At 68.5% G+C, this 21853-nt stretch carries 25 protein-coding genes; 13 read left to right on the top strand and 12 right to left on the bottom strand.

What is annotated here, in order from left to right; genetic code table 11:
* Positions 1-6: 6 nt before the first annotated feature.
* Both QNO11_RS09505 and QNO11_RS09500 read right to left on the bottom strand, forming a co-directional pair.
* Entirely contained in the window at positions 7-591 is a 585-nt protein-coding gene (locus QNO11_RS09505; RefSeq protein WP_257508505.1) for a DapH/DapD/GlmU-related protein, read from the bottom strand.
* A gap of 76 nt (positions 592-667) precedes the next feature.
* Entirely contained in the window at positions 668-1306 is a 639-nt protein-coding gene (locus tag QNO11_RS09500) for a DUF4386 domain-containing protein (RefSeq protein ID WP_257508506.1), read from the bottom strand.
* Between the two features lie 68 nt (positions 1307-1374).
* Between QNO11_RS09500 and QNO11_RS09495 the strand changes: the two genes are divergently transcribed.
* The 6 genes from QNO11_RS09495 to QNO11_RS09470 all read left to right on the top strand — a co-directional run bounded on the left by QNO11_RS09495 (position 1375) and on the right by QNO11_RS09470 (position 4758).
* Positions 1375-2070 carry a TetR/AcrR family transcriptional regulator gene (locus tag QNO11_RS09495; protein ID WP_257508507.1) on the top strand — a complete coding sequence of 232 codons (696 nt, stop codon included), beginning with the start codon at positions 1375-1377 and terminating at the stop codon, positions 2068-2070.
* Positions 2071-2123: 53 nt separating this feature from the next.
* On the top strand, positions 2124-2993 hold the full coding sequence (locus QNO11_RS09490) for an alpha/beta fold hydrolase (protein WP_257508508.1): 870 nt from the start codon (positions 2124-2126) through the stop codon (positions 2991-2993).
* Positions 2994-2996: 3 nt separating this feature from the next.
* Positions 2997-3578, top strand: a complete 582-nt coding sequence (locus QNO11_RS09485) for an IMPACT family protein (RefSeq protein WP_257508509.1) — start codon at positions 2997-2999, stop codon at positions 3576-3578.
* A 47-nt stretch (positions 3579-3625) separates the two neighbouring features.
* Entirely contained in the window at positions 3626-3874 is a 249-nt protein-coding gene (locus tag QNO11_RS09480; protein WP_257508510.1) for a PLDc N-terminal domain-containing protein, read from the top strand.
* A 53-nt stretch (positions 3875-3927) separates the two neighbouring features.
* A complete protein-coding gene (locus QNO11_RS09475; RefSeq protein ID WP_257508511.1) occupies positions 3928-4353 on the top strand; it encodes a VOC family protein in 426 nt (141 codons plus the stop codon).
* Between the two features lie 129 nt (positions 4354-4482).
* Positions 4483-4758, top strand: a complete 276-nt coding sequence (locus QNO11_RS09470; RefSeq protein ID WP_257508512.1) for a hypothetical protein — start codon at positions 4483-4485, stop codon at positions 4756-4758.
* A 177-nt stretch (positions 4759-4935) separates the two neighbouring features.
* Here the strand turns inward: QNO11_RS09470 and QNO11_RS09465 are convergent, their stop codons facing one another.
* The gene (locus QNO11_RS09465; RefSeq protein WP_257508513.1) at positions 4936-6279 is read right to left on the bottom strand and encodes an APC family permease; all 1344 of its coding nucleotides are present in this window, start codon (positions 6277-6279) and stop codon (positions 4936-4938) included.
* Positions 6280-6398: 119 nt separating this feature from the next.
* On the opposite strand from QNO11_RS09465, the gene glsA reads away from it, so the two are divergent.
* Entirely contained in the window at positions 6399-7340 is a 942-nt protein-coding gene (gene glsA / locus QNO11_RS09460; protein ID WP_257508514.1) for a glutaminase A, read from the top strand.
* Positions 7341-7377: 37 nt separating this feature from the next.
* On the opposite strand, the gene QNO11_RS09455 is transcribed toward glsA, so the two are convergent.
* From QNO11_RS09455 to QNO11_RS09440, 4 genes are all read right to left on the bottom strand, one after another.
* Positions 7378-7509, bottom strand: coding sequence for a hypothetical protein (locus QNO11_RS09455; protein WP_257508515.1), 132 nt, complete (start codon positions 7507-7509; stop codon positions 7378-7380).
* A gap of 12 nt (positions 7510-7521) precedes the next feature.
* Positions 7522-8367 (bottom strand): class I SAM-dependent methyltransferase, encoded by an 846-nt coding sequence (locus QNO11_RS09450; RefSeq protein ID WP_257508516.1) that lies wholly within the window; start codon positions 8365-8367, stop codon positions 7522-7524.
* A 121-nt stretch (positions 8368-8488) separates the two neighbouring features.
* On the bottom strand, positions 8489-9577 hold the full coding sequence (locus QNO11_RS09445; RefSeq protein ID WP_257508517.1) for an alpha/beta fold hydrolase: 1089 nt from the start codon (positions 9575-9577) through the stop codon (positions 8489-8491).
* Positions 9578-9623: 46 nt separating this feature from the next.
* Positions 9624-10007 (bottom strand): hypothetical protein, encoded by a 384-nt coding sequence (locus QNO11_RS09440; RefSeq protein WP_257508518.1) that lies wholly within the window; start codon positions 10005-10007, stop codon positions 9624-9626.
* Between the two features lie 123 nt (positions 10008-10130).
* On the opposite strand from QNO11_RS09440, the gene QNO11_RS09435 reads away from it, so the two are divergent.
* Positions 10131-11795: an ABC-F family ATP-binding cassette domain-containing protein gene (locus tag QNO11_RS09435; RefSeq protein WP_257508519.1), complete on the top strand. Its 1665-nt coding sequence runs from the start codon at positions 10131-10133 to the stop codon at positions 11793-11795.
* Positions 11796-11801: 6 nt separating this feature from the next.
* On the opposite strand, the gene QNO11_RS09430 is transcribed toward QNO11_RS09435, so the two are convergent.
* Together QNO11_RS09430 and QNO11_RS09425 are read right to left on the bottom strand one after the other, a co-directional pair.
* Complete coding sequence (locus QNO11_RS09430) at positions 11802-12149, bottom strand: LysR family transcriptional regulator (protein ID WP_257508520.1); 348 nt, start codon at positions 12147-12149, stop codon at positions 11802-11804.
* A gap of 122 nt (positions 12150-12271) precedes the next feature.
* A complete protein-coding gene (locus QNO11_RS09425; protein WP_257508521.1) occupies positions 12272-14242 on the bottom strand; it encodes a sensor histidine kinase in 1971 nt (656 codons plus the stop codon).
* Between the two features lie 116 nt (positions 14243-14358).
* Between QNO11_RS09425 and QNO11_RS09420 the strand changes: the two genes are divergently transcribed.
* From QNO11_RS09420 to cls, 5 genes are all read left to right on the top strand, one after another.
* Positions 14359-15090, top strand: coding sequence for a response regulator (locus QNO11_RS09420; RefSeq protein ID WP_257508522.1), 732 nt, complete (start codon positions 14359-14361; stop codon positions 15088-15090).
* Between the two features lie 413 nt (positions 15091-15503).
* The gene (locus tag QNO11_RS09415; RefSeq protein ID WP_257508523.1) at positions 15504-16103 is read left to right on the top strand and encodes a hypothetical protein; all 600 of its coding nucleotides are present in this window, start codon (positions 15504-15506) and stop codon (positions 16101-16103) included.
* 32 nt (positions 16104-16135) lie between these two features.
* Positions 16136-16453 (top strand): hypothetical protein, encoded by a 318-nt coding sequence (locus QNO11_RS09410; protein ID WP_257508524.1) that lies wholly within the window; start codon positions 16136-16138, stop codon positions 16451-16453.
* Positions 16454-16523: 70 nt separating this feature from the next.
* Complete coding sequence (locus QNO11_RS09405) at positions 16524-17594, top strand: AI-2E family transporter (RefSeq protein WP_257508525.1); 1071 nt, start codon at positions 16524-16526, stop codon at positions 17592-17594.
* Positions 17591-19063 carry a cardiolipin synthase gene (gene cls, locus QNO11_RS09400; RefSeq protein ID WP_257508526.1) on the top strand — a complete coding sequence of 491 codons (1473 nt, stop codon included), beginning with the start codon at positions 17591-17593 and terminating at the stop codon, positions 19061-19063. The genes QNO11_RS09405 and cls overlap by 4 nt, the downstream gene beginning before the upstream one ends.
* A 15-nt stretch (positions 19064-19078) precedes the next feature.
* Here the strand turns inward: cls and QNO11_RS09395 are convergent, their stop codons facing one another.
* From QNO11_RS09395 to ctaD, 3 genes are all read right to left on the bottom strand, one after another.
* Positions 19079-19504, bottom strand: coding sequence for a GIY-YIG nuclease family protein (locus QNO11_RS09395; protein WP_257508527.1), 426 nt, complete (start codon positions 19502-19504; stop codon positions 19079-19081).
* 49 nt (positions 19505-19553) lie between these two features.
* A complete protein-coding gene (locus QNO11_RS09390; protein WP_257508528.1) occupies positions 19554-19895 on the bottom strand; it encodes a hypothetical protein in 342 nt (113 codons plus the stop codon).
* A gap of 100 nt (positions 19896-19995) precedes the next feature.
* A complete protein-coding gene (gene ctaD, locus QNO11_RS09385; protein WP_257508766.1) occupies positions 19996-21714 on the bottom strand; it encodes an aa3-type cytochrome oxidase subunit I in 1719 nt (572 codons plus the stop codon).
* Positions 21715-21853: the final 139 nt, after the last annotated feature.

Raw genomic sequence — 21853 nt, 5'->3', positions numbered from 1 at the left:
ACAGAGTCACCCCTCTGGCACCGTGCTCACCTGCTTCGCCGGCACCCCGACAACCACCGCGCGCGGCGGCACGTCCTTGGTGACCACGGCCCCCGCACCCACGACCGCCTCGTCGCCGACCGTCACGCCAGGCAGCACCGTCACGTTGGCCCCGAACCACACGCCGCGCCCGATGATCACGGGAGCCGGGTGCATGTCGGCCCGCCGCTTGGGCGACAGGTCGTGGTTCAACGTCGCGATGACGGCGTTGTGGCCGATGAGGGATCCATCGCCGATGTCGATCCCACCCTGGTCCTGGAACCGGCAGCCGCTGTTGACGAACACATTCTCGCCGAAGCGGATGTTCTTGCCGAAGTCCGCGCTGAACGGCGGGAAGAGGGTGAAGGATGCCGGGACCTTCATCCCGGTCAACTCGCTCATCAGGGCACGTACTTCCTCGGGGGAGTGATAGCGCCCGTTGAGCTCGGCGGTGATGCGTAGTGCCTCCTGGCTCGCGGCGTGCATCGCGGCGTGGTGCGGCGAACCTCCGGGGATCGTCTGTCCCGAATTCAGAGCCTGAAGAAGTGCGTCGAGTCCTTCGATCTCAGCCATGCAGCCACGGTATCTCGGCGTGCAACCCGCCGAAGGGGACACGAGGTGTTCTTGGCCGCGCCGCCCGGCATCGACATCACCCCGCGGTGATTCGCTGCGGCAGCGCCGGCGCCGGTGACGCGCTTCGCGGCCTCAGTCCCACAGTGATGAGGGTGATCGCGAACCAGATCTCGAAGGCGAAGATGGGCACGGCGCACAGCCCCGCGATCGTTCCGCCCTGCGGGATCAGCCCGAAGAGCTGCGCCGTGTTGCTGGCCAGCACCAGCGCGCCGCCGACCACGCCGAGCGCCGCCAGCGCGCGCGGAACGGCGCGCGCGTCCAGAAGCAGCCAGCCCAACACGATCGTGTTCACGCTGATCACAAGTCCCTGCCCGACGAGGAAGGCGGCGGTGTGCAGCGCGAGAAGCACTTCGGTCGCGGGGGCAGTCACTCCCGACGTCAGCGCGAGCATCGGGAGGGTGCCCGCCGCGATCACCGCTGCTTCGAGCGCGCGCAGCCCTGCGAACGTCGCAGCACGCGCCGGACCCATCGACCGCAGCAGCAGCGCCAGCAGGATGCCCGTGCCGAGACATCCGGCGGCGAGCGTCAGCTCGAGTACGACGCCGAGTGCGATCGCGCCGCCGGCGTAGGCGGCAACCGCTGTGACAGAGGTCACGTGTGTGACGAGGTAAAGGATGCCGGCCGTGCGGGCGTAGGAGTGCGGGCGTCGAGTCATGGCGTTCCCATCGATGAAGGTATACGCCGTACACCGACGCGGTATCACTTTAGGTATACGCTGTACACGTGTCAACTGCCGTTCCGCGCCGCCCACTCGATCGCGAGCGGGTGCTGGATGCCGCGATCACCTTTGCCGACCAATTCGGGCTCGAGGGTGCCAGCATGCGCCGCGTCGCGGACGTGCTCGGGGTGACCCCGATGGCGCTCTACAAGCACGTCGCGAACCGTGATCAGCTGATCGACGGGATGCTCGACCGGCTCGTCGCAAGCATCGATGCTCCAGCGACAGGCCTGCCGTGGCAGGATGCGTTGCGCGCCCGCATACGCTCCGCCCGTGCCGTCATGAACGCGCACCCGTGGGCGCAGACCGCGATCGAGACGCGGGCAACGGCGAGTCCCACGGTGCTGGCATACATGGATTCGCTGATGGCGATCATGTTCGAGGGCGGGTTGTCGGCGGACCTCGTGCACCACGCCATGCACGCTCTGAGTACGAGGATGTGGGGCATCACTCGGGACGTGCTTCCTACACCGGCGGTTCCGGAAGATCCGATCGCGCGTGCCCAGGCGATGGCGGCATTCGCCGGGGCGTACCCGGCGATCGTGCGTATGGCCTCGACGGCGCCGCACGCGGGCGCAGCGTGCGACGACGACGCCGAGTTCGCGTTCGCGCTCGACCTGTTGATCGACGGATTCGCACGGCTCCACGAGCAGGGCTGGGCGTCCACCTCCGCGCCGGGGTCGGGACACCGTATTCGCTGAACCGCGATTCACTGCGAGCGTGGTCGAGCCTCGCGGGCGGCCATGATGTATTCATGTCAGCAGCGGGAAACACCGTGAGCCCGATCCCGCATGTCGTCCGTCGCGGCGCCGGCACGCCGGTGCTGTTCGTCCATGGCAACGGCGTGGACCACCGGATGATGCTCGCGCTGGATGCCGCCTTCGACGCGTCCGGGCCGTGGGAACGCCTCTACGTCGATCTGCCTGGATTCGGTGCCACCCCTGCGCTGGATGCCCCGGGCGGTCTGCCGGAGGTCGCGGACTGGCTCGACGCGGCGGTCGCAGACATGCTCGGCTCGACACCGTTCGCGGTGGTGGGCACTTCGCTCGGCGGGCTGCTCGCCCGGGACCTCGTCGCACGCAGGCCGCAGCAGTGCCTCGGCATGGCGCTGCTGGCTCCGGTCGTGGACTCGGTGCGTGAGCACCGGCTGACGCCGCAGCATGTCGTGCTGGTCGAGGATGCCACGCTCGTCGCCGGTTTGAGTGATGCCGATGCCGAGGCATACACGGAGCTGACCGTCGTGCAGTCACGGGACAACTGGGAACGTTTTCGACAGTTCGTGATGCCGGGGCTTCGGGCGGCGGATGTGCGCGCCATGGCGCGGTTGGCGAAGAACTACGCGTTGCCGGCGCTGCCCGACGACCGCCTGTCCGGCTTCGACCGCCCGGTGCTGATCGTGGCCGGTCGGCAGGACGCCGTGGTCGGCTACCAAGACCAATGGGCGCTCGCGCAGCGGCTTCCCCGCGCGACGTATGCCGTGCTCGATGGGGCGGGCCACAACATAGAGATCGACCAACCCGACCTCGTTCATGCGCACCTGGCACGGTGGGCGCAGCAGATGACAGACCAGGCGACCTGCGACCGAGCGCACCAGCAGCAGCGCAATCGCCCCGCGCATCCCTGAGCCATGCCATTCACCCTTGCCGCGCCCGTCCACAGCGAGCTGGTCATCAAGAAGAGCCGGTTCCTCGGGTGCGTCGAGCCCGTCTCCGGCCGGGAGCAGGCCGTCGCCCGCGTCGATGAGCTGCACGCCGAGCATCCTGACGCGCGGCACGTCTGCTGGGCGCTGATGGCCGGCGGACACTCCGCCGCCAACGACGACGGCGAGCCGAGCGGCACCGCAGGGCGCCCCATGCTCGAGGTGCTCCGTCACCAAGAGCTCGAAGGCGTCTTGGCGACGGTCGTGCGCTACTTCGGCGGGGTGAAGCTCGGCGCGGGGGGACTCGTCCGCGCCTACACGGATGCCGTGGCTCAGGCGCTCCTGGGTGCCGAGCGCGTGCCGCTGATCCGGATGCAGACGATGCGATTCACGGTGCCGTACGCGTTCGAGGGGGCCATCCGCCGCGAGCTCGACGCGCATGGCGCGGTGCTCGGTGACGTGCACCACGGCGTGAACGTGGAGATGAACCTGCAGGTGCCGGAGGACCGCACCGACGCGCTCGTACAACGGGTCGATGACGCATCCCAGGGCCGGGCGGTGTGGCTGTGAGCGAGGAGAGGGCGCGCGAGCACGACTCGCGGACTAGCGTGGGACCCATGAGACCAGAAGCATCGAAGATGATCGGAATGGCCAAGTCCAAGGTTGAGCTCGCTGTCGGTGCCAAGATCGCGCTGGGACTGCTGAGCGTGGTGCAGGTGGCGTTCGCCTTCCTCGCGTTCTGGGATCTCGCCTGGCGTGACAAGGACGACGTGCGCGGCCCGAAGCCCGCATGGATCCCGGCGATCCTGGTCAACTGGATCGGCCCCGCGGCATACTTCCTCTTCGGCATCCGTCACCAGCGCTGAGACGCGCAGATCGGACCGATCGGTGCATCGATGGCATCCGCTAGCGTGATCGGATGCCTGTTTTCGATCACCTGGGCGTCACCGTCGATGACGTTCCCCGTGCTGTCACGCAGTTCGATCCGGTGATGTCGGCGCTCGGGTTCACCCGGCAGGACGGCGACGGATCGGTCTCGTGGTGGACCGAAGGGGAGCCGGAGTTCATCCTCATGCCGGCGCGCGAGCCCGGCACCGGTCCGCATCGTCATGGACGGGTCGGTTGGCAGCACCTGGCGTTCGCCGTCGAGTCCCGCGAAGACGTCGATCGCCTGCATCGCATCGCGACGGATGCCGGGTGGGCCGTCGTTCGCGAGCCGAAGGAGTACCCGCGGTTCACCGACCGGTACTACGCCTCGTTCCTCGAGGACGACAACGGGATCCGGATCGAGCTCATGCACAATCCGCCGGCCGACTCCGTCCCGACAGACAGCGTCGACGGGTGACTCCCGACGAACACCGCTACAACGCGCTGGTCCAAGCCAGTCGGTGAGCGAGGCCGACGTGGCATCCGTCCCTCCGATCGTCGATTACCTGCAGCGCGAACTGCCCTCCCGCGCCCAAGGAGCATCACCATGCCCGAAACCGACCCCAGCGACCTCGCCCGGCTCGAGCGCCTTCTCTTCGAGGAGGACCCCGTCGGGATCAACCTCGGATTCAACACCGACGAGTACCGCTCCGAGGCGCGGACCATCACGGCGCGACGAGGTGAAGCGCGCTCGGTGGAAGACGTGCTGACGATCGTGCACGAGGAGTGCTGCCACTGGTTCGGCACCCACACCGCCGGCCCGCGCGAGAAGTATCGGCCGATCGCGGAGCGGGTCTGGGAGATCTGGCATCCGCAAGACTAAACGCCCGTGACGGGGCGCGAGTCCGATGCCGGATTCGCGCCCCAAACCCGGGGAATCGGGGGTTCGGGGAACGATACGCGCCCCAAACCCGGGGAATCGGGGGTTCGGGGAACGATACGCGCCCCAAACCCGGGGAATCGGGGGTTCGGGGAACGATACGCGCCCCAAACCCGGGAACTAGGCCCCGGCGCGCTTGCGGTCGCTGCGCTTGCGGGTGTACCGGGCGATCAGGAACAGCACCGACCCGACCGCGACGTACGCGGCCGCGGCGATCCAGACGGTCCAGGACTGCTGGGCAAGCAGCACGATGCAGGCGAGGATGCCGATCACCGGCACAACCCGCGGCACCCTGAAGTGGGCGTGATCGACCTTGTCCTTCTTCAGCACCAGCACGCTGACGTTGGCGGAGAGGAACACCAGCAGCAGCAACAGCACCGTCGTCTCGGCGAGCGTGGAAATGTCTCCGACCACCGTGAGCACCATCGTGATGCCGGCGATGACCAGAATCGACACCCAGGGCGTCCGGCGCTTGGGCAGCACGCGGCCGAAGGTGTCGGGCAGCAGCCCCGCCTCGGCCAGCCCGTAGCCGACGCGGCTGGCCATGACCATGAACAGCAGCGCACCGTTTGCGATGGCGACCAGCGCGATGAGGCTGAACAGCCACGACGGGATGCCGACGCCGCTGGCGGCGACCACCGCGAGCAGTGGTCCGGTCGACTCCGCGAGTTCCTCCGGAGGCAGCACGATGACGGCGCCGACCGCGATGAGCAGGTACACCACGGCCGCCGTGAAGATCGCGCCGAACAACGCCCGCGGGTAGGCCTTGGAGGGGTTGCGCACTTCCTCGGCCATGTTCGCGGCGGCCTCGAAGCCGAGGAAGGAGAAGAACGCGATGATGGATGCCGCGAACGCCCCTTCGATCGGGGGAACGTCGGGTGCGAACTCGAAGATGCGGGCCGGCTCCCCGCCGCCGCTGCCGAAGACGATCGCGCACACGACGATGACGATCACCAGACCGGTCACTTCGATGACCGAGGCGACGAGGTTCGCGCCGAGCGACTCGCGCACACCGCGCAGGTTGATCAGGGTGAGCAGGGCGATGAACACGATCGCCGCCGGGATCGGTGGCACGTCGATGAGGGCGGTCAGGTAGTCACCGGCGAACGCATTGGCCAGGGCTGCGGCGGTGGTGATGCCGGATGCCATCATCAGGAACCCGACGAGGAACGACACGTACGGGATGCCGAAGGCACGGTCGACGTAGCGCGCGGCACCACCGGCGTGCGGATATTTGGTGATCAGTTCCGCGTAGGTGCCCGCGGTCAGCAGCGCCACGACGAGCGCGATCAGCAACGGCAGCCAGATGACGCCGCCGACGTCGTTGGCCATCGTGCCGACGAGCGTGTAGATGCCCGCCCCGAGGGTATCTCCCACGATGAAGGCGAAGAGCAACGGCGTGCCCACCGCCCGCTTCAGTCCGATCGGTGCTGTCGGCGCCACCGCCGCGATCTCTTTGCCCATCGCACCACTCCAGTGCACCACCGCTCGCGACGCAAACCCTGTCGCACCCCACGCCACATGACTTATGCTGTCGTCGACGCGCCCCGGCCCGGGCGCGTGCGGCATGACAGGCTGGGGGGATGAGCGGTTCCCGCGATCCCCACACCTACGACCTCGACGAGTTGCGCGCGCGAATGCTTGCCCACGAGGGCGGCACCGTGAACGACAGCATCCCGGAGCTCGCCGCAGCGGACCCCGACCTGTGCGCCGTGGCCCTCGTCCTGCCCGATGGGACGGTGCGCACGAGTGCGCAGGCCGACGTGCCGTTCAGCGTGCAGTCAGCGGTGAAGCCGTTCCTCTTCGCCCTCGCCCTGCTCGACACCGACGGCGAAGCGCTGGAGCGCATCGGGATCGAACCGACGGGCGAGGCATTCGACGCCATCAAGCTCGAAAGCGACACCGGTCGGCCCCCGAACCCCATGGTCAACGCCGGTGCGCTGCTGACCGCGTCGCTGGTGGACGGGGAGAGCGTCGACGAGCGGAACGAGCGCATCCTCCACGGCCTCTCTGCCTTCGCCGGACGACCGCTCGAGGCCGACGAGGGTGTTGCTCACAACGAGCATCTGCTGGGCGACCGTAACCACGCGCTGGCGCACCTCATGCGCGCCGAGGGAACGATGCAGGTCAGTGCGGACGACGCGGTAGCGGTCTACGCCCGCGCCTGCGCGGTGCTCGTCGATGCCGAGGCGCTCGCGGTGATGGGTGCCACCCTCGCGTGCGGGGGCGTGAACCCCCTCACCGGCGAACGGGTCGTGCCGGCGGATGTGGCACGAGATGTCGTGTCGGTCATGGCGACCTGCGGCGTCTACGACGGTTCCGGCAGGTGGATGCGCCGGGTGGGCGTGCCGGCGAAGTCGAGCGTGTCGGGGGCGATCGTGCTGTCGGCGCCCGGCATGCTCGGGGCCGCCGTGATCAGCCCGCCCCTCGACGACCGGGGCACCAGTGTGCGCGGCGCTGTGGCCAGCGAATGGATGAGCGCAGAACTCGGCCTCCACGTCTTCGGGACCACGCCGAACGGCTGAGTGCTCCGGATGGCACGGGCAGCTCAGCCGGCGGGCGTCACGGCCTGGGGCGACGGGTGTCGTAGGACCAGAGCGTCCGCATCGGCGGGAACGAGTCGTGGGCGGCTGCCAGGGCCGTACCGATCACGCCGGCCACGCAGAGGATCACGATTGCGAATACGAGAATCATGACGGCATGCTGCTAACCGCGTGTTCCAGTGACGAGGAGGTACTCCCACGGCATGACACCGTCGGCGAGGAACCGGTCGCCCAACGCCGCCAGGTCGGCGTCGAGGGCAGCCACCTTCTCCGGGTCGTCGGCGATGAAGCGGTAGACCGCGATCGCCGGGCCGTAGTTGGTCTTGAAGAAGTCGCGGAACTCCGCGCCGGCCGCGAACCGGTGGACCGCCAGCGTCTGCTGGTGGGCGACGAAGGCCTCGACGCGGTCGCCGAACAGCTCCCGGACGTGCTCGACACTGCCCCAAAGGGGTGCGGGTGACGCACCGGCCGGGGGCGGTGGCGCGTACGGCTTCATCGTCGCGAACAGCTGCCCGATGAACCCGTTCGGGGTCCAACTGAGCACGCCGATGGTGCCGCCGGGACGGCACACCCGAATGAGCTCGTCCGCCGCCAACTGGTGGTGCGGGGCGAACATCACGCCGATGCTCGAGATGACCACGTCGAAGTCCGCGTCAGGGAACGGCAGGTCCTCGGCATCCGCTGTCTGCCAGGTCAGTGCGATCCCCTCCGCGTCGGCGGCGGTGCGCCCGACGGCAAGCAGTTCCGGGGTGAGATCGGTGGCGACGACGTCGGCACCGCGTCGCGCCGAGGGGATCGCTGAGGTTCCGGTGCCGGCAGCGACGTCGAGGACGCGCTGCCCGGGTCGGACATCGACCGCGTCGACGAGGATGCCGCCGAGGGAGTGGACCACGTCGTCGACGACGGCGGGGTAGTTCCCGCTGGCCCACATCGCGGCGTGCTTCGCCTTCAGCGCGCGGTCTGCGTCCGTGCCGGTCACGGTGCGGGTGGTGCTGGTAAAGGATGACATCTGGTTCCTCCGGTTGTGGTTGGTACCCCCACGGTAGGAATCACGCGCCCGCGTCACATCGGCGCCGGCGCGTAACGAGCGCGCTCGGTCGGAAGGCTGCTGGCGGCTGACGCGTACATGGTCACGTGCGGGAAAGCAGCCGCGCGACGGCGGCGGTGCGGGCGGTGCGGCCGCTCAAGCCGAGCTTGGCGTAGGCATTCTGCAGGTGCCGCTCGACGGTGCGCACCGAGAGGAACAGCGCGGCGGCGATGGCGTCATTGTCATAGCCGCCGGCCGCGAGTCGCAGGATGTCGAGTTCGCGGGGCGAGATCAGCCCGGCGACGTCGTCCGCGACGGTGTCGGGGGAGCGGTGCCTGTCGGGTGCCATGAAGCTCGCGACCTCGTGGAGGAACACCGGCCACGCCGGCTCATCGGCGAGGACCACATGGTTGTTGCTGTCGAGGGCGACCAGGTGCGCGCCGCGGATGTTCGCCGCCAGGTGCCGGGCGTGATGGAACTCGTTCATCTGGTCGCCGCGGCTGTGGATGACGAGGGTCGGAAGATCCAGTTCGGGCAGGCGCCACGTCGAGTCGGACACCTGCCGCTGCGCGCGGGAGATGACGGCGGTCTCTGTGTCGCAGGCGCGCAGCTGTAGATCGTCGATCCACCGCATCTGCTCTTCGGTCCCACCGGGGATCATCATGCTGCTGAAGACGCGGCGGAATTCCGACGTGGGGCGGGCCCACCCCACCTTGATGAGGGCCTCGAATGCCGCGAGCAGCTGCAGCTCCTCGGGGGTCGCGGCGGCCTCGGCGCCGGAGTAACTGCCGTAGAACATCAGGCGCGTGAGGTGCTCCGGATGCCGGGCGGCGTACTCGATCGCGACGGGGCCGCCCTGCGCCATCGCCATGAGGGCGAAGCGGTCGAGACCGGCATCCGCCACCACCGCTTCGAGATCGCCGACCCGCGCCCGGAGGCTGTGGTCAGTGACGCCGCGGTCGGAGAGGCCGTGCCCGCGCTCGTCGTAGCGGATGACGGTGGCGATCTTGCCGAGCTCGACGAGGTAGTGCCTCCAGACCGGGCTCTCCCAGTCGAACTGCAGGTGGCTCAGCCAGCAGGCGTCGATCAGCAGCGGTGGCCCGGATCCGTGTACGGCGTACGCGATCCCGACCCCGTCGGCCGAACGGGCGAAGCGGATGTCTTGCACGACATCCGCCCTGGGTGTCTCCACGCCCACATCATAGGAGCGCCCGGCCGCCGGTGCACCGGGGTGCGCGTCAGCGGTGCGGCATCTCCGGTGTGGCACCCAGCCGAATACGCCCGCGCCCGAACGGCAGCGCGGGGGCCCGGTACTCCAGCGACGGCGCATCACCCGGCTCGATCGCGAACTCGGCTTGCCCGAAGCGCCAAATCCGGTTGAACAGGAACACGCCGAGCACGACGGTCTCGTCGGCGGGAACCTGCCAGGTGCCGACGCCCCACTGCGTCGGCTGACCGCGCCCGGCGATGACCAGCGTCGGCCGGATACGTGCGTACAGCGCGAACCACGGCTTGCGGAGGGTCAGTTCAACGCGGCGGGACGCGTCGATCGGTGCGGCCGGTGAGGCATGCACCGTGGGCGCGTCTGCGGCGCCGGCAGCACCATGTAGCGATTCGGGCATTTCTTGACCGTAGCGCGCCGCTGTGGCTGAGGTGAACCGACGCGGCATCCGCGCCGGTCACGCCAGCCCAACCACCAGCTGCTGGCGGCACTGGACTCCTCGTCGCGATGACAGGATTGAAGGATGACCGCCACACTCGTCGCCCGCAACCTGGCCGGCGGGTACGGCCACCGCACGCTTTTCGACTCGCTTGACCTCACCGTCGCCCCGGGCGACGTGGTCGGTGTCGTCGGTGCCAACGGCGCCGGCAAGTCCACGCTGCTCCGATTGCTCGCCGGCATCGACGAGCCGCAGGCCGGAACGATCACGCTGGCACCGGCGGATGCCTTCGTCGGCTGGCTGCCGCAGGAGCACGAGCGCATCGTCGGCGAGACCGTCGCCGAGTACATCGCGCGTCGCACCGGGTGCGCCGAGGCCACCAGAGACATGGATGCCGCAGCGGCTGCGCTCGGCGACCCGGCGCTCGCCGAGGGCACCGGTATCGACCCCGCCGACGCGTACTCCACCGCACTGGACCGCTGGCTCGCCAGCGGTGCGGCCGATCTGGACGAACGCCTCCCGATCGTGCTGGCCGACCTGGGCCTGGACCTCGGCGACGCGCCGGAGGAGACCCTGATGACGTCGCTTTCGGGCGGTCAGGCGGCCCGCGTGGGACTCGCCGCGCTGCTGCTCTCGCGCTTTGACATCGTGCTGCTGGACGAACCGACCAACGACCTCGACCTGGACGGTCTCGAGCGTCTCGAAGCGTTCGTGCGGGGATTGCGCGGCGGGGTGGTGCTGGTCAGCCACGACCGCGAGTTCCTGGCACGCTGCGTGACCCGGGTGCTGGAACTCGACCTGGCCCAGGGATCCAACCAGGTGTTCGGCGGCGGCTACGACGCCTACCTGGAGGAGCGCGCGACGCTGCGCCGGCACCAGCGGGAGAAGTACGACGAGTTCGCCGACAAGAAGGCCGACCTCGTCTCGCGCGCGCGCACCCAGCGGGAGTGGTCGAGTCAGGGCGTGCGCAACGCGATGAAGAAGGCGCCCGACAACGACAAGATCCGGCGCAAGGCGGCGACGGAGTCCAGCGAGAAGCAGGCGCAGAAGGTGCGGCAGATGGAAAGCCGCATCGCGCGGCTCGACGAGGTGGAGGAGCCCCGCAAGGAGTGGCAGCTGCAGTTCACGATCGGGTCGGCGCCGCGCTCGAGCTCCGTGGTCTCGACGCTCAGTGGTGCCGTGTTCCGGCAGGGCTCGTTCACGCTCGGTCCGGTCTCGCTGCAGGTGAACGCGGGGGAGCGCATCGGAATCACCGGCCCCAACGGAGCGGGCAAATCCACGTTGCTGCGCGCGCTGCTGGGTCAGCAGGCGCCGGACGAGGGCGTCGCGAGCCTCGGCGCGAGCGTGCAGATCGGCGAAGTCGACCAGGCACGCTCGCTGTTCACCGGGACCGAGCCGCTGGCGGATGCCTTCGAAGCCCTCGTGCCCGAACTGGCATCCGGTGAGGTGCGCACGCTGCTGGCCAAGTTCGGGCTCAAGGCCGATCACGTGAACCGGCCCGTTGATGAGCTCTCGCCGGGGGAACGCACGCGGGCAGGTCTCGCGCTCCTTCAGGCCCGCGGTGTGAACCTGCTCGTGCTCGACGAGCCCACCAACCATCTCGACCTGACGGCGATCGAGCAGCTCGAAGAAGCCCTGGAGACCTACGAGGGGACGCTGCTGCTGGTGACCCACGACCGGCGGATGCTCGCCACCGTGCACACCGACCGCCATTGGCGGGTCGAAGCGGGCCAGGTCACGGAGCTGTAGCGGGCGCTAGCGACCCTGACGCTTCTTGTAGGGCTTCGGCTGCCCCTTCACCACCGGGGTGCGGCCCTTGCCCTTGGACGCCTTGGCCTTGCCGCCTGCGGGCACGACCGGCTTCGGCGCAGGCGCGGGCGCCGTAGCGATCTGCTCCTTCGCTTCGTCGAGGAACAGGGCGCCGACCTTGGTCAGCCGGGTTCCGTCGTTGTCCCGGGTGAAAAGCGGGTGTCCCACTTCGGCTTCGAGTTTCTCGATCGAGGTGTACAAGGATGCGAGCGGGATGCCGAGGGCGTTCGCGGCACGCGGGAAGTGCAGCTCTTCGGCCACCGCGACAAACCGTTCAAGGTGGGTGACGTTCACTGGGAGCCTTTCGTCGGCCGCACGAATCGCGGCCGAGTCCATTGTCTCAGGCCTCTGCAGGCATTGCGGTTGTCGCCGATCCGCTGCGGCCCACTACGCTCACTCGACCACCCGCGCCGCGCTCACCGGACGGGGGACGTGGGCAGGGCGGCCGCGACGGTGAATGCACCGTCCTGCGCCGTCCATGTCAGATCCCCACCCGCGACCCGTGCCCGTTCCCGAGCGCCGATCAGGCCATAGCCACCCCCGAGCGCGAAGGAAAGCGGCGCTGCGACCTTCGCTGATGGGGTGCTCGTGACCTGGAGTCGGACACGATCGTCGCCCCAGCGAACCGCGATCTCCACCCGAGCGTCGGGACCGGCATGCTTCGCTGCGTTCGTCAGCGCCTCTCGGATGACGTAGTACGCGGCGAGGTCCACGCTCGGCTCCAGTCGCTGCGGATCGCCGACGCTCGTGCGCTCGATCCGCCCGAGCGACGACCCGTTCTGCGCGATCAACGCGTCGATATCGGCCAGTCCGGCAGACGGGTGCGGCGGATCGGACGTATGCCGCGCCGAAGCGCCCTGGAGCAGTCCCACGAACTGTTCCAACTCCCGCATTGCGGCAGCTCCGGCGGACTCGATTTCGGGCAGCGCCGCGGCGGCACGCTGCGGATCCTGGGCGAGGATGCGGCGGGCACCGGCGGCCTGGAGAATCATCCCGGTGATCGAGTGTCCGATCACGTCGTGCAGATCGCGAGCGAGCCGCGCGCGGTCCCGATCCGCGGCGGCCTCCGCGGCCTGTCTCACCGACTCCAGTCGCGCGATGCGCCGCCGTCGTCGACCTGCGAGCAGGCCGCCGACCCACACCGTGACAGAGATCACGCCGATGACGACGAGGTTCTGGGTCAACACCCTCGGGTATGCCAGCGCGGGCACAGCGAGGTAGATCCACGCGATGAGCAGGGCGGGGACCGAGGCCCACACCGGCGCACCGCTGGACACGGCGAACAATGAGAGCAGGACGGGCAGGAGCGAGATCGATGTCTCCCACACGAAGTCGCCCGCGTTGAACAGCAGGACGGCGCTCGCCAGGCTGACGAGGACGAGCGCGAACACCGTGACCGGGAACCTGTTGCGCCACATGAGCACGCAAAGGGTGACGGCGAGGAACGCGCTCGCGCTCCACCGGGCGTCGCCCCACAGCGAGAGCGCGGCGACGGCGGCGCTGAGCAGGGCGGCCCCCGCTCCGATGATGACGTCGGAGCGGTCCAGGTGCAGGAGCCGGTGACGGATCGGCCCGCGCCCGATCGATTCGGCTGTGGCCGGTTCGGCGTGGAACGAGAACGCAGGGCTGTCCCGGAGCACTCCCATGAGCCGCCGGACGTCGCTCAGTGCTTCGACCCCCGTCGACTCGATCGCCGCAAGGGCGCGAGCGGCGCGCTGTGGGTCCTGCTCGATGGTCTGGGTCGCCATCCCGGCATTGCCGAGCATCCCCGTGACGGCGCTCGCGATGATGCGGTTGAGCTCCGATGCGATCTGACCGCGTTGGGCCTGCACCATCTCGGTGACCCGCTTCTGCTCCGCCTGCAGGTGCGCGATCCGTGCGTTGTGCACGCGCGCGAGGCTGCCGAGTCCCCACGACAGGCAGCAGACCGCTCCCGAGGAGAAGAACGCCCACGGCGCGCTGCTCGGAGGGTAGCCGTCCAACAGGAAGAACGCGATGCACGAGCTGGTGAAGACCAGCGCAGCGACCGAGACCCAGAAAGAACAGCGGGATGCGACGGTGCCCAACGCGACGGACGTCGCGATCAGGGCCGCCTCCGAAGCGTCCGCAATCGGCGGCTCAAGGAACACGAACAGCACGGTCTGCATGCCGAGAACCAGCGCGAGCGCCGGCACCGGTGCCCGCGTGCGCCACAGCACCGGCACCGTGCTGACGATCAGCAGCAGAAGCTCGACCCAGCGGCGCGGCAACACCGGGGAGTCGAGGATCGTTGCCGCGAACATGAGCAGTGCGACGCCGGCCACGGTCGCCTCGCCGAGCACATCGCGCGGAGGCATCACGCGCGGGGGTGTCGTCGTCGTGCGTGACAGGGTCGTTTGTCCGCTCATGACGGACATCCTTCCCTCTCGGTCCGCCCGCGGCATCCAGCGGCGGGTTCACCTTTGTCCTCCACCCGCCGGCGTACTGGCGTGTCACCGGCATCCGGCGTCACACTGGGGCGGTGATGGCAGGTGCAGCGTCCACCGGCAGCGTCGACTCCGTGCGGGTCGTGCTGGTCGACGACGAGGCCCTGATCCGTGCCGGGCTGCGCATGCTGCTCGACGCCGAGCCCGGCATCGAGGTCGTGGGCGAGGCATCGGACGGTCAGGCCGCGATCGACCTCGTGGCGCGCGCCAAACCGGCTGTCGTGGTCATGGATGTCCGTATGGCCGGGATCGACGGGGTCGCGGCAACGCGAACCCTGGCATCCGAGGAGTTCTCCCGAGCCACCGGTGCGCGAGCGGAGGTGCTGATCCTCACGACGTTCAGCGACGACGACGCCGTGCGTGACGCGATCCGCGCCGGTGCCGCCGGCTTCATCCTGAAGAGCTCTGCTCCCGCGGTGCTGCCCGCCGCCATTCGCGCGCTGGCCTCCGGTGAGGGCTGGCTCGACCCCGCGATCACGCGCGCCCTGCTCAACGAGTACGCCTCGTCGCCGGAACTGTCGCTGCCCGCGGCGGCAGCGCTGCACCAATTGACCCCCCGTGAGCGAGAGGTCCTCGCGGCGATCGCCACTGGACGGACCAACCCGCAGATCGCGGCGGACCTGTTCCTGAGCGAGGCGACCGTCAAAACGCATGTGCACCGGATCTTCATCAAGCTCGGCCTCAACGACCGGGCGCAGGCGGTGGCGTTCGCGTTCCGGACAGGGATCGTCCGGGCAGGTCCCGTCGAGCGGGGTGCAGCACCGCAGTGAACTCTGCGGTCCCGCGCACACAGCGGATGGTGTGAACGCCGCGCCCCATCGTGAGCCCGCAGGTCACGCCGGCGACCTCGTCGCCGGTGCCGGCACGGGGGACCGTCGCGTGGGCGGGCGAGATCTGCGACGCGATGACCAGTGTGATCGCGGCCCCGATGAGGCGCCGTGATCCCGTGACAGGTTCCATGACACTCCCAGAACGAGATCTCGTCGCCAGTGTGCGCCGCGTTCCACGCCGACACATCACCCTGCGGGGGTCAGTTCCGCGTACATCCCAGGGTGCAGTGGCTCGTGTGCGCCCGCCCGTGGGCGGACTGCGGGAATACGCCCCGACGGCGATGCGCAGCGTGCCGGGAATGCGGGATCGTCGCGGTTGAAAATCGATGCCGAGTCGCAAGGGAGAGAAGGACATGACCACCTCAACGTCCCCGAATCAGGAACGCTCGCTTTGGCTGGTCTCCGGGGCCGCAGCCGCGATCGGTGGAACCCTGGCGGTCTTGGCCGCCTGTCTGCTTGCCCTCGAGCCGCCGGGATGCGTCCTCGCGGAGTGCAATACGCGGTCGATGCGGACGGCGCCCCCGCTGATCACCGCGCTCGGGATGGCCGCGGCCGGCCTGATCCTGGCCGGATGGGGAGGGATCGTGCTGATCGCACGTCGTGCCGGCGCGCGAACACGTTCGCTCATTACCGGCTTCGCGCTCGCGGCCGGCGGTCCTGCGCTCATTGTGGTCTTCGTTGCGATTCAGGACTGGTACTTCTCCGGCGACCTTCCCTGGATGCCGGTGGTGGTCGGTGTGGGACTGCTGTGCATCGTGGCGGGGTTGGCGACGCTGCTGTGGACCGTGGTGCGAGCCGGCGTGCTGCCCCGATGGCTCGGCATCGTCGTGGTGGTCAGCGTCGTTCCAGGCGTGCTGTTCAACGACCAGAACGCCGCAGTCCTGCTCATCGTCCCCTTCGGGCTTGCGATGCTGCTCGTGGGTGTCGTGACCTACGTGAGCGGGGCCCGGTAGCCGAAAGACCGCGGGCGCGGCATCCTTGGCTCATGACTGAACCCCGACCAGTCGTACGCATGTGGACGGGTGCGGTGCGCACCGAGGACCGGGATGCGTACGTCGACTACATCAAGGGCACCGGAATGGATGCCTATCGTGCAACGCCCGGCAACCTCGACGCCTGGCTGCTCACCCGGGACCGCGGCGATGGCCGCACCGAGGTCACCACCGTCTCCCGATGGGACTCGCTGGAAGCCATCGCCGCGTTCGCCGGCACCGACATCGAGTCAGCGGTGTTCTACCCGGAGGACGACCGCTACCTGGTGGAGCGCGACGAGCGGGTGCGCCACTACGTCGAGCACGCGTAGGGCAGCCTCTCACCCCCTCGGAGTGATGACCGGCCGACATCCCCTCGCTACCTTCTGCTGACAGCGGTCCGTGACGGAAGCGGAGGACCACGTGGCGGGCAACCATCGCAACGCGTTCATCCTGCTCGCCCTCGGGGGTGCGGTCCTCGCATGCTTCGGCATCGCCGCGCTCGGGTCGATCATCGCCCCGGTCTTCCTCGCCATGATCCTGACGATCTGCATGCATCCACTGCGGGTCTGGCTGGAACGACATCGGGTGCCCCGGGGGATCGCCACCGGGGCGGTGATCCTTGCTGTCGTCGTGCTGCTGGTCGGCTTTGGCTATGCGGTGCTCGTCGCGTTCGGTCAGTTCAGCGCGCTGCTGCCGCAGTTCGCCGACCAGATCGCGGGCTTTGGGGAAGAGGCGGTCGCATGGTTGAAGTCCGTCGGCATCTCCTCACGAGAACTCAACGCGCTCATCGCCGACTTCGATCCGTCGGTCCTGGTCGACTTCGTGGGCGGCCTCATCGGCGGACTCGCCGGCATCGGCTCGGCCCTGGTCATCCTCCTCACCATCGCGCTGCTGCTGGGGATGGACGCCGGCCATGTGGCCACCGTGCTGGCGCAGACCAGCAAGACCCATCCGCTGGTCGTCACGAGCATGTCCGCGTATGCCGCGAACGTGCGTAGGTACATGGTCGCCACCACCCTGCTCGGACTCGCGCAGGGCGTCATCGACTTCGTCGCCCTGGTGCTGCTCGGTGTGCCGGGAGCGTTCATCTGGGGGCTGCTGGCATTCCTATGCAGCTTCATCCCGAACATCGGCTACTTCGTGGCGATCATCCCGCCGATCGTGTTCGGCGCCCTGGTGGGCGGATGGCCGACGGTCATCGCGGTGATCGTCGTGTACGCCGTGATCAACGCGATCGTGCAATCGGTCATCCAGCCTCGGGTGATCGGCAACGCCGTCTCACTCAGTCAGACCATCACCTTCTTCTCCGTGCTGTTCTGGGCGGTCATTCTCGGGCCGATCGGCGCGATCCTCGCGATCCCGCTGACGCTGCTGGTGCGCCTGGTGCTCGTCGACACCTACCCGCCGGCAGGCTGGGTGCGCCCGCTGCTGGGCGACCTGAGGGGTGCCGGGAAAGGAAGGGCGCTGTGAACGCAAACGTGGCCGCCATCATCGGCGGCATCCTCGTGATCGCGGATTTCGTGATCCGCATCATCGCGCTCATCGTGATCCCGCGCGAGCGAAAGCCGACAGCGGCGATGGCGTGGCTGCTCGCGATCTTCCTGATTCCGTTCATCGGGGTGTTCCTGTTCCTCGTGATCGGCAACGTGAAGCTGCCGAAGGCGCGGCGTCTGAAGCAGCGGGAGATCGACCGCATGATCGCCGAGCGAGCCAAGGACATCGACGACCCGACCGATCGGGCGTCATGGGAGGGGTGGTTCCCGCCGCTGGTTCGGCAGAACGAGGTGCTGGGTGCGCTGCCGGCCCTCGGCGGCAACACCGCGGAACTCATCGGGGAGTATCAGAATTCGATCGATGCCATGACCGCTGCCATCGATACCGCCACGCGGTTCGTCCACGTGGAGTTCTACATCGTCTCGTGGGACGCCACCACCCGGGGCTTCTTCGCTGCGTTGGAGCGCGCGGTCGAGCGGGGTGTCACGGTGCGACTGCTCGCCGACTTCATTGCATCCCGGCGCACCGTGGGGCATGACGAGACGTTCGCCGAGCTCGATCGCATCGGGGTGACATGGAGCTATATGCTCCCGGTGCGGCCGTTCAAGGGGGAATATCAGCGGCCCGACCTCCGCAATCACCGCAAGCTCGTCGTCGTGGACGGTCGCGTCGGATTCACGGGGTCGCAGAACCTGATCGACCGCTCCTACCGGTCGGAGAAGAACCTCAAGCGCGGTCTGCAGTGGCAGGAATTGGTGACCCGGGTCAGTGGCCCGGTCGTGACCGCGTTGAACGCCGTCTTCATCTCAGACTGGTATCTCGAGACGGATGAGCTGCTCGGCGCCCAGGAACGCGTCCCGGTCGCCGATCTGCCCGTCAGCACCTCGCCCGACGCACCGGTGTGCCAGGTCGTGCCGAGCGGTCCGGCGTATGACGCCGAGAACGGGCTGCGGCTGTTCCTCACCCTGGTGACCTCTGCGCGGTCGAAAGCGATCATCACGAGTCCGTACTTCGTGCCCGACGAGGCGATGATGTACGCGATCACGTCGGCGTGCTTCCGCGGCCTGGACGTCCAGCTGTTCGTCTCCGAGATCGGCGACCAGGGGTCGGTGTGGCATGCGCAGCGGTCGTACTACCGCGATCTGCTGCGTGCGGGGGTGAAGGTCTGGATGTATCCGGGGCCGTACATCCTGCACGCCAAGCACCTCTCCATCGACGACGACGTCGCGGTGATCGGTTCGAGCAACATGGACATCCGCTCGTTCAGCCTCAACGCCGAGGTCTCCCTGCTCGTGCACGGCCGCGCGTTCGTCACGCAGATGCGCGCCGTCGAGCAGGGCTACCGCGACGCGGGACGGCAGCTGACGCTGGCGGAATGGGACAAGGAGCCCGCGTCGGCCACGTTCGTCGACGGCATCGCCCGGCTCACCTCCGCGCTGCAGTAGCGCAACGCGCGTGGGTCACGCGCGCAACGCCTCGCTCAACCAGCGCGCGTACAGCTGCCAGGGGTCGCCGACCGCCCGCAGGGCCGCGATATGAGTGGCGAGCTCGTCGGTGAGCGTGAACCATTCGCCGCCTTCACGGATGCCGGCGAACTCGCGGTGCCGCTGCTGCTCGAGAGGCCTGCCACCCTGCTCGAACGCGAGCAGCTCCTCGTGCCAGATCGCGGCGAGCCGCTGCCGCGGACGTGCGCTCGTGCCGATCTTCACCCTGCGGTCGTACCGCAGGTAGTAGACGACGTGGATGCGGGGGAGGGGAAGGTCCTCGTCGGGCACATCACCGTACCGCCAGCCGCAGACTGCGCAGATCCACGCACCGTCGACCCGCGAACCGCGGTCGCCGCCGCACAGCAGACATGGCCCGGGCAGGGCACCGCTCGTCACCACGGCCCGAGACTACGCGCGGCCGACGACACGGATGCCGGGGCGGCGGTGATCAGGCCGGCCGGGCCGCTCGCGTGCGGGGCGTGGTGCGCGCGGCATCCAGAGCCGACAGGGCCTCCGTCCAGACGAGCGTCTGGCTGACCTCCACTGCGCGGCTGTAGCGGGACCCGGCGAGGGCGACGTAGACGGCACCGACGACGTCGATGAACCCGATGGTCACGTCGTGCGCGGTGACCTCGTAACGCTCGGGTGCGAGCTGACGCCACTGCAGCCGAGACGTGTGAGGAGCCGCGGCCACGGGCAGCCGGGTCGGCAGTTCGCGCAGTGCCGCAGCGACAGCGGAGGCGCGCGGAGAGGCACGGCGCGGGGAGACGGGTGCGGCTTCGACGGTCACGGTGCTCTCCCTCGCTCTGCTTCGGTTCAGATTGCCCGGGAGTGGCGGCCGTCGGCGCGGGGTTGACGGCGGACTGTCGCATCCGGTATAGCCGCGCCGGTCAGCCCCGTTTGACCTCGCCGTCTTCGGCGTCGGCGACGGGCGCCTGTGGCGCGTCCATGGCGGGACCGACGCCGACGGGCACGCCCGCTTCCGGATGGTTGACGTCGAAGGCGGGGCGCTCGCTGCGGATGCGCGGGATCGACGTGAAGTTGTGGCGCGGCGGCGGGCAGCTGGTGGCCCACTCGAGCGAACCGCCATAGCCCCACGGATCGTTCACGGTGATCTTCGGCGCCTTGCGCGCGGTGATCCAGACGTTGAGCAGGAACGGCAACATGGAAGCGCCCAGGATCATCGCCCCCACGGTGGAGAGCTGGTTCTGCCAGGTGAACGCATCGAGCGCCGAGTAGTCGGCGTAGCGGCGGGGCATGCCCTGCACTCCCAGCCAGTGCTGGATGAGGAACGTCATGTGGAACCCGATGAACACCATCCAGAAGTGCACGTAGCCGAGACGCTCGTTGAGCATCCGACCCGTCCACTTGGGCCACCAGAAGTAGAACCCGGCGAACATCGCGAACACGACCGTGCCGAACACCACATAGTGGAAGTGCGCGACCACGAAGTAGGTGTCCGAGATCTGGAAGTCCAGCGGCGGCGACGCCAGGATCACGCCGGTCAAACCGCCGAACACGAAGGTGACCAAGAACCCCAGGGCGAACGCCATCGGCGTTTCAAACGTGACCGACCCGCGCCACATCGTGCCGATCCAGTTGAAGATCTTCACCCCGGTGGGCACCGCGATGAGCATCGTCATGAGCGCGAAGAACGGCAGCAGCACCGCTCCGGTGACGTACATGTGGTGCGCCCACACCGCTACCGAGAGTGCGGCGATCGCGATCGTGGCGTACACCAGGGTCTTGTACCCGAAGATCGGCTTGCGACTGAAGACGGGGATCACCTCGGAGATGATCCCGAAGAACGGCAACGCGATGATGTACACCTCGGGGTGACCGAAGAACCAGAACAAGTGCTGCCACAGCAGCACACCGCCGTTCTGTGGATCGAAGATATGTGAGCCCAAGACGCGGTCGGATGCCGCGGCGAACAGGGCCGCGGCGAGCACCGGGAACGCCATGATCACGAGGATGCTGGTGACCAGGGTGTTCCAGGTGAAGATCGGCATGCGCCACATCGTCATCCCGGGGGCGCGCATCGTGATGACCGTTGTGATGAAGTTCACCGACCCGAGGATCGTGCCGAAGCCGCTCATGCCGAGCCCCAGCATCCACAGGTTTCCCCCGACGCCGGGCGAGAATGTGGCATTGGCCAGCGGCTGATACGCGGTCCACCCGAACGCGGCTGCGCCCTGCGGAGTGAGGAACCCGGACAGGGCGATGACGGACCCGAAGAAGAACAGCCAGAACGACAGGGCGTTCAAACGGGGGAACGCGACATCGGGCGCACCGATCTGCAACGGCATGACCGCGTTGGCGAACCCGGCGAACAGCGGCGTCGCGAACATCAGCAGCATGATGGTGCCGTGCATCGTGAACAGCTGGTTGTACTGCTCTTTGGTGGGCACGACCTGCATGCCCGGTTCGAACAGCTCGGCGCGGATCATGAGCGCCATGAGCCCGCCCAGCAGGAAGAACACCATCGAGGCGATGATGTACATGTAGCCGATCGTCTTGTGGTCGGTGGAGGTCAACCACCGCACCAGGATGTTGCCCTTCTGCTCGATGCGCGTCGCGCTCAGCAGCGCGGCCTGGCGGGGCGGCAGCGTGTCGACCCCGCGGGCGGGTGCGACTGATTGGGACGTGGCTTGCGACACCGTGGCGCCTCCTCACCGATGGCAGTCGAACGTTGCTGGCACCGTACGCACTCGCCACCCGCTTACGGCACCCGATTGCACGGATGCC

Origin of the sequence: Microbacterium sp. zg-B96 (assembly GCF_030246865.1) — a bacterium.
Classification (GTDB): domain Bacteria; phylum Actinomycetota; class Actinomycetes; order Actinomycetales; family Microbacteriaceae; genus Microbacterium.
This window is presented reverse-complemented; position numbering and strand designations above follow the sequence as displayed.